This is a genomic window from Streptacidiphilus rugosus AM-16, from assembly GCF_000744655.1.
GTDB lineage: Bacteria > Actinomycetota > Actinomycetes > Streptomycetales > Streptomycetaceae > Streptacidiphilus > Streptacidiphilus rugosus.
On sequence record NZ_JQMJ01000004.1, the window covers coordinates 6614681 to 6626201 of the forward strand.

General features: G+C 71.7%; 13 protein-coding genes. 7 read left to right on the plus strand and 6 right to left on the minus strand.

Annotated features, from left to right (window positions below; all coding sequences use genetic code 11):
• Positions 1–61: 61 nt before the first annotated feature.
• Positions 62–517 (plus strand): DUF6542 domain-containing protein, encoded by a 456-nt coding sequence (locus BS83_RS38810; RefSeq protein ID WP_051945040.1) that lies wholly within the window; start codon positions 62–64, stop codon positions 515–517.
• Between the two features lie 145 nt (positions 518–662).
• Positions 663–998, plus strand: a complete 336-nt coding sequence (locus BS83_RS38815; RefSeq protein ID WP_037607989.1) for a hypothetical protein — start codon at positions 663–665, stop codon at positions 996–998.
• A gap of 124 nt (positions 999–1122) precedes the next feature.
• Here BS83_RS38815 and ppgK read toward each other — a convergent pair whose 3' ends face one another.
• Positions 1123–1875, minus strand: coding sequence for a polyphosphate--glucose phosphotransferase (gene ppgK / locus BS83_RS38820; RefSeq protein ID WP_037610919.1), 753 nt, complete (start codon positions 1873–1875; stop codon positions 1123–1125).
• 37 nt (positions 1876–1912) lie between these two features.
• Positions 1913–2899, minus strand: a complete 987-nt coding sequence (locus BS83_RS38825; protein ID WP_037607990.1) for a 4-hydroxy-3-methylbut-2-enyl diphosphate reductase — start codon at positions 2897–2899, stop codon at positions 1913–1915.
• 492 nt (positions 2900–3391) lie between these two features.
• On the opposite strand from BS83_RS38825, the gene xseA reads away from it, so the two are divergent.
• Complete coding sequence (gene xseA, locus BS83_RS38830) at positions 3392–4606, plus strand: exodeoxyribonuclease VII large subunit (RefSeq protein ID WP_037607992.1); 1215 nt, start codon at positions 3392–3394, stop codon at positions 4604–4606.
• 57 nt (positions 4607–4663) lie between these two features.
• On the opposite strand, the gene BS83_RS38835 is transcribed toward xseA, so the two are convergent.
• Positions 4664–5158, minus strand: coding sequence for a GNAT family N-acetyltransferase (locus BS83_RS38835; RefSeq protein WP_037607994.1), 495 nt, complete (start codon positions 5156–5158; stop codon positions 4664–4666).
• Positions 5159–5216: 58 nt separating this feature from the next.
• Between BS83_RS38835 and BS83_RS38840 the strand changes: the two genes are divergently transcribed.
• Together BS83_RS38840 and BS83_RS38845 are read left to right on the plus strand one after the other, a co-directional pair.
• The gene (locus BS83_RS38840) at positions 5217–5507 is read left to right on the plus strand and encodes an exodeoxyribonuclease VII small subunit (protein WP_037607995.1); all 291 of its coding nucleotides are present in this window, start codon (positions 5217–5219) and stop codon (positions 5505–5507) included.
• Positions 5508–5620: 113 nt separating this feature from the next.
• The gene (locus tag BS83_RS38845; RefSeq protein ID WP_037607997.1) at positions 5621–6223 is read left to right on the plus strand and encodes a malonic semialdehyde reductase; all 603 of its coding nucleotides are present in this window, start codon (positions 5621–5623) and stop codon (positions 6221–6223) included.
• A 100-nt stretch (positions 6224–6323) separates the two neighbouring features.
• On the opposite strand, the gene BS83_RS38850 is transcribed toward BS83_RS38845, so the two are convergent.
• Complete coding sequence (locus tag BS83_RS38850) at positions 6324–6872, minus strand: DUF4245 domain-containing protein (protein WP_198035397.1); 549 nt, start codon at positions 6870–6872, stop codon at positions 6324–6326.
• 165 nt (positions 6873–7037) lie between these two features.
• Here BS83_RS38850 and glpX point away from each other — a divergent pair, with 165 nt between their 5' ends.
• Positions 7038–8078 carry a class II fructose-bisphosphatase gene (glpX, locus tag BS83_RS38855; protein ID WP_037608003.1) on the plus strand — a complete coding sequence of 347 codons (1041 nt, stop codon included), beginning with the start codon at positions 7038–7040 and terminating at the stop codon, positions 8076–8078.
• A gap of 238 nt (positions 8079–8316) precedes the next feature.
• On the opposite strand, the gene BS83_RS38860 is transcribed toward glpX, so the two are convergent.
• Positions 8317–8676 carry a WhiB family transcriptional regulator gene (locus BS83_RS38860; protein ID WP_408641076.1) on the minus strand — a complete coding sequence of 120 codons (360 nt, stop codon included), beginning with the start codon at positions 8674–8676 and terminating at the stop codon, positions 8317–8319.
• Positions 8677–8887: 211 nt separating this feature from the next.
• Positions 8888–9601 (minus strand): DUF1707 SHOCT-like domain-containing protein, encoded by a 714-nt coding sequence (locus BS83_RS38865; RefSeq protein ID WP_037608006.1) that lies wholly within the window; start codon positions 9599–9601, stop codon positions 8888–8890.
• Between the two features lie 213 nt (positions 9602–9814).
• Here BS83_RS38865 and BS83_RS38870 point away from each other — a divergent pair, with 213 nt between their 5' ends.
• Complete coding sequence (locus BS83_RS38870) at positions 9815–11473, plus strand: fumarate hydratase (RefSeq protein ID WP_037608009.1); 1659 nt, start codon at positions 9815–9817, stop codon at positions 11471–11473.
• Positions 11474–11521: the final 48 nt, after the last annotated feature.

Here is an 11521-nt window from a genome sequence, read left to right on the forward strand (position 1 = left end):
ACCTTACGTTGGTGTTGTGGAGTACCGAAGCAGCAGCACTCAGCCAGAGCGGGAGCGGAACGTGGCCCTGCCGAAGCCTGCGCGCTCCCCCGAGGCCGCGGCGCGCGCGGCCCGTCCGCAGACCGCCCCCGCCCGGACCCCCCAGCGGCTCACCGCTGTCGGCTGCGGCCTGTTCGTCCTCGTCGGCGTGCTGGCCGGCGGCGGCCTGGACGAGCTCCTGTTCGACAGTTCGGGCGTACTTCTGGGCCTGGCCTACCTCGCGGTCTGCTTCCAGGCGTCGGTACGCGTCCGGTCCTCGGACCTGGCGGCCGCGCCGATCAGCGGGCCCATCTGCTTCGCCGTTGCGCTGCTGCTCTTCGGCAAGGACCCCGGGGGTGGCTGGGGCGGTCGCGTGATCGGTCTCGCCGAGTCCCTCGCGGTCGACGCGGGCTGGCTCTTCGCCGGCACCGCCCTCAGCGTCGCCATCGCCCTGGCCCGCCACTTCTCGCTGGCGCACGCCCGCCGCAAGGCGCCCTGACGGGTACTGTCCCCAGATATTGAACATGTTCAAAAACCTTGGCAGGATGATGCCGTGCAGCGCGGGGCCCGCGGAACCGGAGCCTCACGTCGCCGACCGCCGCCGAGCCCGGCCGCGGCTCCCCGGGGGACTCGGAGTGCCTGCCATGATCTTCTTTCTGCTGCTCTTCCTGGCCGTGGGCCTCGCCGTGACCGTCGGGCCCGCGATCGTGCTGGGCCTGACCGTGGCCCTGCTGGCCGCGTCCCTGCGGCTTCCGACGCGCATCGCGCTGCTGCTGGTGCCCGCGATCGGCCTGTCGCTGGGGTGGATCGCGGTGCTGCACGGGTCCTCCCTGCTGCCCGTGGCCCTGGCCCTCGTCATCGGGGCGACCGCAACCTCCGGAGCCGCAGGCATGGCCTGGACGGCGCACCGCCGTCGCTCCGCGAGGCCCCGGGTCGTGGTCTGGGGCGGCCGGCAGCCCTGGGCCGTACCGGGAGTCTGAGCGACCTCGGCAGCCGTGCCGTGAACGGACGCTGCGCGACAGGCCATCTGGCTTGTCGCGCAGTTCGCCGCAGGCGGAGGATCAGTGGGGGCTCGCGCCGCTCGAAAGAGGGGGCAACGGACCGTCAGGCCTGCACGGCCAGCCTGGAGGCCTGCATCGCGGCGCCGATGATGCCGGCGTCGTTCTGGAGCTGGGCCGGGACGATCTCCGCCCGCAGGGGCTTCAGCAGGGGGAGGAACTTGTCCGCCTTACGGCTGACGCCGCCGCCGATGATGATCAGCTTCGGTGAGAACAGCATCTCGACCATGCCGAAGTAGTCGTCGAGCCGCTCGGCCCACTCCTGCCAGGACCAGTCGTGCTTCTCCCGCGCCGCCGAGCTCGCATGCCGCTCGGCGTCCTTGCCGTGGAGTTCCAGGTGGCCCAGCTCGGTGTTCGGGACCAGCGCGCCGTCGACGAAGAGCGCACTGCCGATGCCCGTGCCGAGCGTCAGCATCAGCACGACACCCTCGCGCCCGCGACCCGCGCCGAAGCGGACCTCGGCCAGGCCCGCCGCGTCGGCGTCGTTCACCACGGCGACCGGGCGGCCTCCGAGCCCCTCGCTGAAGAGCGCGGCCGCGTCCGTGCCGATCCATCCCTTGTCGACGTTGGCCGCCGTCCGCGTGGTGCCGTCGACGACGACGCCGGGGAAGGTGAGCCCGACGGGGCCGGCCCAGTCGAAGTGGCCCACGACCTCGCGGACCGCCTCGACCACCGCTTTGGGCTCGGAAGGCTGTGGGGTGAGCACCTTGAAGCGCTCACTGGCCAGCTCACCGCGGTCGAGATCCGCGGGAGCGCCCTTGATGCCGGAACCGCCGATGTCCACTCCGAAGACATTCACGCGCTCCACGCTACGTCGGGCGCCCTCCGCTCGCCCGCTACTCGGGACTTCCCGGCGCCGCGTCGAGCTCGGCGCGCAGGTCGCGGCGCAGCTCCTTGGGGAGCGAGAACTGCAGGTGCTCCTCCACCGAGCGCACCTCCTCGACGTCGCCGAAGCCGCGCTCGGCGAGCCAGGCGAGCACGCCCTTGACCAGGATCTCCGGCACGGACGCGCCGCTGGTGACGCCGACCGTGGCCACACCCTCCAGCCAGGCCTCGTCGATCTCGTCGGCGAAGTCGACCAGGTGGGCGTCCTTCGCGCCGGCCTCCAGCGAGACCTCGACCAGGCGGACCGAGTTGGAGGAGTTCTTCGAGCCGACCACGACGACCAGGTCCGCCTCGGCCGCGATCTGCTTGATGATCACCTGGCGGTTCTGCGTCGCGTAGCAGATGTCGTCGCTGGGCGGGCTGGTCAGCAGCGGGAAGCGCTGCTTCAGGGCGCCGACCGTGGCCATCGTCTCGTCCACCGAAAGGGTGGTCTGGGAGAGCCAGACGACCTTGGACTCGTCCCTGACCTTGACCTTGGCCACGTCCTCGGCGCCGTCGACCAGGTGGGTGCGCTCCGGCGCCTCGCCCATGGTGCCGATGACCTCTTCGTGGCCCTCGTGGCCGATGAGCAGGATGTCGTAGTCCTCCTCGGCGAAGCGGACGGCCTCCTTGTGCACCTTGGTGACCAGCGGGCAGGTCGCGTCGATCGTCGCGAGCTTTCCGGCCTTCGCCTCGTCGTGGACGGACGGCGCGACGCCGTGGGCGGAGAAGACCACGATGTTGCCCTCGGGCACCTCCTCCGTCTCGTCGACGAAGATCGCACCCTGCTTCTCGAGCGTCTGCACCACGTACTTGTTGTGGACGATCTCCTTGCGCACGTAGATCGGCGCCCCGTACTGCTCCAGGGCCTTCTCCACAGCGATGACGGCGCGGTCGACGCCCGCGCAGTAGCCGCGCGGAGCGGCGAGCAGGACACGACGTGCAGCGGTAGCAGACATGAGGCCCAGCCTACCGCCAGGTCTCGCCCGGCTCAGGGCCCGACCGGGCGCCCCGGGGCGCGCCCGCGCAGCCGAGCGGACCGCGGGAGCACCAGGCCGGTGACAAGTGACCGGGAGCTTCCCCTCCACCCGCGCCAGACCCCCAGCCAGCTCCCGCCCGAGCGCCCGCCCCACCGTCCCGAGCCTCCACCCCGTCCCGGGCCTCCACTGCACCGAGCCGGCTGCCCGCCCGAGCCTCCTTCCCCGTCCCAGGCCTCCGCCCGAGCCTCCTCCCGCGTCCCGGGTCTCCTCTCCCGTCCCGGGCCCCGCCCCACCCAACTGGCTCCGACCGAGGCTCCTCCGCCGTCCCGGACCCCCGCCCGAACCTCCTTCCGACCGATCCGGCTCCCCCGCCGAGCGGAGGATCAGGCGGGTGGAGAACCGGCGGGGCCGCAGCTGACGCGGTGTCGGTTCCGGGGCCGTTCTGTCGGCGGCTGGCCGTAGGCTCGGGGCATGGCACTCGAGACCTCCCCCGACGCCCCGATCCCGGTCAGCCGCGTCTCCCAGCTGATCGGCGGCTGGATCAGCCGCCTCGGCGCGGTGTGGGTCGAGGGCCAGATCACGGAGCTGAATCCGCGGCCGGGGGCCGGGGTCGTCTTCCTGACGCTGCGTGATCCCTCGCAGAACGTCTCGATCTCCGTCACCTGCTACCGCTCCGTCTTCGATCCGGTGGCCGGCCTGGTGCAGCCCGGCTCGCGCGTCGTCGTGCAGGCCAAGCCCGAGTGGTACGCACCCCGCGGCACGCTCTCCCTGCGGGCGGCCGAGATCCGCCTGGTGGGGTTGGGTGATCTGCTGGCCCGGCTGGAGCTGCTCAAGCGCGGCCTGGCCGCCGAGGGCCTGTTCGCCGCCGAGCGGAAGCGCCCGCTGCCGTTCCTGCCGCAGTGCATCGGGCTGGTGACGGGCCGGGCCAGCGCCGCCGAGCGCGACGTGCTGCAGAACGCCAGGCGACGCTGGCCCGCGGTCCGCTTCGAGGTGCGCAACGTGCCGGTGCAGGGCGTCTACGCGGTGCCCGAGGTGATCGGTGCGATCAAGGAGCTGGACGCCCACCCGGACGTGGACGTCATCATCGTGGCGCGCGGCGGCGGCAGCGTCGAGGATCTGCTGCCCTTCTCCGACGAGGCGCTGATCCGCGCGGTCGCCGAAACCCGGACACCGCTGGTCAGCGCGATCGGGCACGAGCCCGACCAGCCCCTGCTCGACTTCGTCGCCGATCTGCGCGCCTCGACGCCGACCGACGCGGCCAAGCGGGTCGTGCCCGACGTGCGCGAGGAGCTCGCCCGGGTGCACGCGCTGCGCGACCGGGCACGCCGGACGACAGAGGGGCGGCTGCACCGGGAGGAGGCGGCTCTGGCGAGCCTTCGCAGCCGCCCGGCCATGTCCGCACCGCACCGTCTGGTCGACGACCGGGCGGCGGAGGTGCGCTCGCTGGTGGAACGCTCCCGGCGCACGCTGGGCCACCGCCTGGACCGCGCCTCCACGGAGCTGCACCACACACTGGCGCGGGTGGTCGCCCTCTCCCCCGCGGCGACGCTGCAGCGCGGCTACGCGGTGCTCCAGCGCGCCGAGGACGGCGCGGTCGTGCGGGCGGCGGACGAGGTCGCGGCGGGCGAGACCCTCCGTGCGCGGGTCGCGGAGGGCGAGTTCACCGTGACGGTCACCGGGAGCTGACACCCGGCCCCGGTTCCGCCGCGAGCGACGGAGGCGGCCGAAGCGAGCGCGGCGGCGTCAGCGCAGGGTGGTGCGCGAGAGCGCGACCGAGTGCTCGTGGAAGCCCAGGCTGCGGTAGAGGTCCTGGCCCAGCTCGCTGGCGTGGAGGTCGAGGCGGGTGGCGCCCCTCGCGTCGAACCAGGCGAGCAGCGCCTCCGTGCAGGCGCGGGCGTGGCCGCGACGCCGGCGGTCGGGGTCGGTGCAGATGTTGAAGATGAAGCCGAAGAGGCCGTCGGGGTGCCCCGGCGCCGGCAGGCGCTGTTCCAGCGTCCCGACCGCGCAGGCCGCGAGGCGGCCTGGCCGCTCCTCGTCGTCCACGACGAAGACGCCGAAGGCCGGCTGTCCGCCCTCCCCCTCGGCCAGGCTCTTCCGCAGGATGCTCTCGGCGAGCGGCTTCCAGCCGTCCGGCGCGTCCGGGTCGAGCATGCCGCCCTGCATCGCGGCGAACATCACCTCCCTGAGGCGGACCAACTCGGGGGCGTCGTCTGGCACTGCTGCGCGTACGGAGGTCATGGCGCGGACCCTAGCCGCGCCCTCACACGATGTCAGTCGGGTTTCATAAGCTGGGCTCATGGCGAAGCAGGCAAAGCAGGAGGCCACGGCGGACGACGCGGCCGCCGCGCAGGACGCGATGGGCTACGAGCAGGCTCGGGACGAGCTGCTCGACGTCGTGCGCAGGCTGGAGACGGGTGGCGGCACCCTGGAGGAGTCGCTGGCGCTGTGGGAGCGCGGCGAGCAGCTCGCCAAGGTGTGCGAACGCTGGCTCGACGGTGCCCGGGCCCGGCTGGACGCGGCGCTCGCCGAGGGCGAGGCGGCGGACGCAGGCGCAGGCGACCTGGTGGAGGCCGACGAGGACGAGTGACAGGGATCACTTTCCCGTTATCTGTTTTGGAAATAGTTGAAGCATCACCTACGTTGGATCCCGAAGGCGGCGCCCCCGAGCCGCCTTCATCCAGATCTTTCAGAGGTGTGACCATGACTTCCGACGTCCTCGCTCTCGACACCGCCGCCCAGGACCTGCTCTTCCGTGAGGCCCGCACGGCCAACACCTTCACCGACGAGCCGGTGACCGACGAGCAGGTCCAGGCGATCTACGAGCTGGTCAAGTACGCGCCGACGTCGATGAACATGCAGCCGCTGCGCATCGTGCTGGTCCGTTCTCCCGAGGCCCGCGAGCGTCTGGTCTCGCACCTCATGGACGGGAACAAGCAGAAGACCGCCCAGGCCCCGCTGGTCGCCATCCTGGCCACGGACCACGAGTTCCACGAGGAGCTGCCGACGCAGTTCCCGCACTTCCCGCAGGCCAAGGACGCGATCTTCGGCGAGCGCCCGGTCCGCGAGGCGGCCGGCTCGTTCAACGCCGCGCTCCAGGTCGGCTACTTCATCATCGGCGTCCGCGCCGCCGGCCTGGCCGCCGGCCCGATGACCGGCTTCGACGCCGAGGGCATCAACAAGGAGTTCTTCACGGACGGCGACCACCAGGTCCTCGCCGTGGTGAACATCGGCAAGCCGGGCGAGAACGCCTGGTTCCCGCGCAGCCCGCGCCTCGCCTTCGACGAGGTCGTCACCACCGTCTGATCCCCGGCGGCAGCAGCCCACCGCAGCACGAACGAACAGAACGGCCCCGACCGAGTACCGCCCGGTCGGGGCCGTTCTGTGCTGCCTGCTTCCTGCGGCGTCAGTGATCGGTGAGCTTCGCGGCGAAGTCGCCGAGCTTGGCGAAGGTCTCGGTGCCGAAGACGACCGTGGTGCCCTTCGGGCCGACCAGGACCAGCGCCTGGTAGCGGCTGCCCTGGTAGTGGGTCCAGGCGACGCCGTTGACCAGCGTCGTCGCGGACTGCTTCTCGCCGTCGACGGTCGCGTCGTGGATGAACGCGTCCGCGGCGCCGTTGCTCTGCTTGATCGCGACGTACTGCTTGTCCGGGTCGATGAAGCCGAGGGTCCAGACCGCGCCCTGCGGGTTGGAGCCGTCGTAGTTCACCGCCGTCGCGTTCCAGCCCGAGGACAGGCCCTGCGGCGCGAGCAGCGGGTAGGGCGCGGCACGGCGGGCGGAGAGGACCGAGTCCTGGTACGCGACCGGGTGCACGCCGTCACCGCCGCTGTGCGGGATGAAGAAGTAGATCACTATGCCCGCCGCCAGCACCGCGGCCAGCGACAGCACCATGTCGCGCACGGATTTGGCGGCCATCCCCGGCCGCTTGCGTACTGTCACGTTCTCGGTTGCCACCCCACCATGGTGACCCATCGCCCCAGGCCACCCCGCCACCGGGTCCCCCGCTGCGGTGCCGCCACGGCCGGGACGTGCCGGGCGCCACAGACATTTTCCCAGGTCGCGGATACGATCGCAGGACCCTCATTCCGGCCGTCGGCGTACAGAGAGGTACGAAATTCGATGACCGAGCAGCACCAGCACCGTCTGCCCTCGTCTCTGGAGGTCGCCCCGGAGGCGCCTGATCGCAACCTCGCCCTCGAACTCGTCCGGGTGACCGAGGCCGCCGCCATGGCCGCCGGTCGCTGGGTCGGCAAGGGTGACAAGAACGGAGCGGACGGAGCGGCCGTCCGCGCCATGCGCACCCTCGTCCACACCGTCTCGATGAACGGCATCGTCGTCATCGGCGAGGGCGAGAAGGACGAAGCCCCGATGCTCTTCAACGGGGAGCGGATCGGCGACGGCACCGGTGCGGAGTGCGACGTCGCGGTCGACCCGATCGACGGCACCACGCTGACGGCCAAGGGCATGCCCAACGCCGTGGCCGTGCTCGCGGTGGCGGACCGCGGCACCATGTTCGACCCGAGCGCGGTCTTCTACATGGACAAGCTCGTCGCGGGCCCGGAAGCGGCCGGTCTCGTCGACATCAACGCCCCCGTCGCCGACAACGTGCGTGCCGTGGCGCGCTCGAAGGGGATAGGGCCGGAGGACGTCACCGTCGTCCTGCTGGACCGCCCGCGCCACGAGAAGCTGGCGCAGGAGATCCGTGCGGCCGGCGCGCGGATCAAGTTCATCTCGGACGGCGACGTCGCGGGCGCGATCATGGCGGTCCGCGAGGGCACCGGCGTCGACCTGCTGCTGGGCGTCGGCGGCACGCCCGAGGGCATCATCGCGGCCTGCGCGATCAAGTGCCTGGGCGGCGTGATCCAGGGCAAGCTCTGGCCCAAGGACGAGGCGGAGCGCCAGAAGGCGCTGGACGCCGGACACGACCTGGACCGCGTGCTGCTCACGGACGACCTGGTCAGCGGCGAGAACGTGTTCTTCGTGGCGACCGGCATCACCGACGGCGAGCTGCTGCGCGGCGTCCACTACCGCCAGGAGACCGCGACGACGAGCTCGCTCGTCATGCGCTCGAAGAGCGGCACGATCCGCCAGATCGACAGCGTCCACCGCCTGTCCAAGCTCCGCGCGTACAGCGCCGTGGACTTCGACCGCGCCAACTGACGCGCTTCCGCGCCGCAGGCGCGCCAAGGGGCGCGGGGAACTGCGCGAGCAACCACCCTGCCGGGATGGCCCTGCTCGTGCGGCGACACACCACTCCGGTGGCTTGTCGCGCCGTTCCTCGCGCCCCTGGGTAGTGCAACTGGGCCACCGTCGCGAAGCGCACCCACCCGGTCGCGCCCACGCGCCGGAGGCGCGAAGGCAAAGCCTCGCGCCTCTGAGGCGGTGCAACCGGCCGGCGTCAGCCGGCGATGCGGAGGTCCTGGTCGTGGCGGCGCCGGCGCGCGAGGACGACGCGGCGTTCCGCCGCGGTGAGGCCGCCCCAGACGCCGTAGGGCTCGGGCATGATCAACGCGTGCTCGCGGCACTCCAGCAGCACCGGGCAGCGTGCGCAGACCCGCTTCGCCTGCTCCTCACGGGCCAGCCGCGCGGCGGTCGGCTCCTTGGAGGGCGCGAAGAACAGTCCCGCCTCGTCACGCCGGCATGCGGCACCCGTGTGCCAGGGGTTGTCCTCCGTGTCCGGGCCGCGCTGCGCGGGCACTGCACTCCCCGCTACGCGGGGGCGGAAGACATCCTGACTGGCTTCGATCGGATGCAGCACGGCGCACTCCTGACGACGGGCCTGGGGAGGGTGCACGCTCACGCACGGCAACGTCGCGGTGAGTCGGTGTGAACCTGGATCTACCCCGGCTCAAGCGGATTCATGCACACGGCACACAATCCGATCGCCTGATCGTCATACGTGAACCCGCTTGACGCGGCGTCAGATCTTGTGCAGCGGAACCACTCCGTCCGCGGCCCGTCCGCCCCGGTCAGTCGAGGGACTTGCGGTCCTGGCCCCGGTCCAGCTCGGCGCGGTGCCGGCGTGCGGCGACGCCGCCGAAGATGGCCTTGCCACGGATGGTGACCACCGGGCCGGAGGCGTCGGTGCCGGCGGACTCGGACACGTCGAAGCCGCCGAAGATGCCCGTGCCGCCGCCGCGCAGGCCGACCGTCTCCGGCACCTTGATGTCGATGCCGCCGAAGATCGCCCGGCACTCGATGACCAGCTCGGGACCGTCGAAGACGGCCTCGGTCAGATCGATCTCGACGCCGCCGAAGACCGCTCGCGCACTGAGCCTGCGGCCGGCGCGGAAGCGTCCCTTGCGCTGCGCGCCTCCGAAGATCGCCACCAGCTCGTTGGAGTCCGGCGTGATGTAGTCGCCTCCCGCCGGACTCTGCATCGACGCGGGCGCGGAGGTCGCACGGGCGCCCGTCGCGGGGAGGTCCCGGGTGAGCGGGACCAGTTCGCCCATGGTCTTGGCCGCGTAGGCGGCGTCGAGGCGCTGGCTGTGCTCCTCCGCGTCGAGGCGGCCCTCCGCGTAGGCGTCGCGCAGGGCCTCGGCGACGCGCTCGCGGTCGGCGTCCGAGGCGCGCAACTCGTCGGCCGGGTCCGCGTGCGGCTTCCGCAGCGACGCCTGCGGCAGACGGTCCGGATCGGGAGACTGCGGGGACTGCGGGGACTGCGGCGACGAGGAGTTGTCCACAGCCCCGAGAATAGTCAGCGCCTCCGCGCCCGGGCCAGAGATCCGCGTCCCCGACCTCGGCCGCGCCGCGCCTCCGGGGCGGCGACCCCCGCCACCGCCCCGGACTGTGATCCCCGGCACCCTCCCCCGCACCGCCGACCGGTCCGGCCGCGGCGGTCGATACCCTGGAGGGCGCGCCGACGACGACGCCCGACCGTGAAGGACTGTCCGCTGATGCCCGAGTTCGCCTACACCGACCTGCTGCCGCTGGGCCAGGACGAGACCCCGTACCGGCTCATCACCGCCGAGGGCGTCAGCACCTTCGAGGCGAACGGCCGGACGTTCCTCCAGGTCGAGCCGGAGGCACTGCGGCTGCTGGCCGCCGAGGCCATGCACGACATCTCGCACTACCTGCGCCCGGCGCACCTGGCCCAGCTGCGCCGCATCCTGGACGACCCCGAGGCCAGCCCGAACGACAAGTTCGTCGCACTCGACCTGCTGAAGAACGCGAACATCGCCGCCGCCGGCGTGCTCCCGATGTGCCAGGACACCGGCACCGCGATCGTGATGGGCAAGCGCGGCCAGTCCGTGCTGACCTCGGGCCGGGACGAGGAGGCCCTGTCCCGCGGCGTCTACGACGCGTACACCAAGCTGAACCTGCGCTACTCGCAGATGGCCCCGCTGACCATGTGGGACGAGAAGAACACCGGCTCCAACCTGCCCGCGCAGATCGAGCTGTACGCGACCGACGGCGGCGCCTACAAGTTCCTCTTCATGGCCAAGGGCGGCGGCTCCGCCAACAAGTCGTACCTGTTCCAGGAGACCAAGGCGGTCCTGAACGAGGCCTCGATGATGGCCTTCCTCGAGCAGAAGATCCGCGCCCTCGGCACGGCCGCCTGCCCGCCGTACCACCTGGCCATCGTCGTCGGCGGCACCAGCGCCGAGTACGCGCTGAAGACCGCCAAGTACGCGTCCGCGCACTACCTGGACAGCCTGCCCACCGAGGGCTCGCCGACCGGCCACGGCTTCCGTGACGTGGAGCTGGAGCAGAAGGTCTTCGAGCTGACCCAGAAGCTGGGCATCGGCGCGCAGTTCGGCGGCAAGTACTTCTGCCACGACGTGCGCGTGGTCCGCCTGCCGCGTCACGGCGCGTCCTGCCCGGTGGCCATCGCGGTCTCCTGCTCCGCCGACCGTCAGGCGCTGGCCAAGATCACGCCCGAGGGCGTCTTCCTGGAGCAGCTGGAGCGCGACCCGGCCCGTTTCCTCCCGGACACCACCGACGAGCATCTGTCGGACAACGTGGTCCGGGTCGACCTCAACCAGCCGATGGCCGACATCCGCGCCGAGCTGAGCAAGCACCCGGTCAAGACCCGCCTCTCGCTGACCGGCACGCTCGTCGTGGCGCGCGACATCGCGCACGCCAAGATCAAGGAGCGGCTGGACGCGGGCGACGGCATGCCGCAGTACCTCAAGGACCACCCGGTCTACTACGCGGGCCCGGCCAAGACCCCCGAGGGCTACGCCTCCGGCTCCTTCGGACCGACGACGGCGGGCCGGATGGACTCCTACGTCGACCAGTTCCAGGCGGCCGGCGGCTCGATGGTGATGCTGGCCAAGGGCAACCGCTCGCAGCAGGTCACCGACGCCTGCGGCAAGCACGGCGGTTTCTACCTCGGCTCGATCGGCGGCCCGGCGGCGCGTCTGGCGCAGGACTGCATCAAGAAGGTCGAGGTGCTGGAGTACGCCGAGCTGGGCATGGAGGCGGTCTGGCGGATCGAGGTCGAGGACTTCCCCGCTTTCATCGTGGTCGATGACAAGGGCAACGACTTCTTCACCGACCCGGGCCCTGTCCAGCCGCTGATCACGAACATCCCCGTCGGCCCCAAGAGCTGACGCCCTCGGCGTGTCCGGGGCGGGAACAGGTTCCCGCCCTGGGACGCT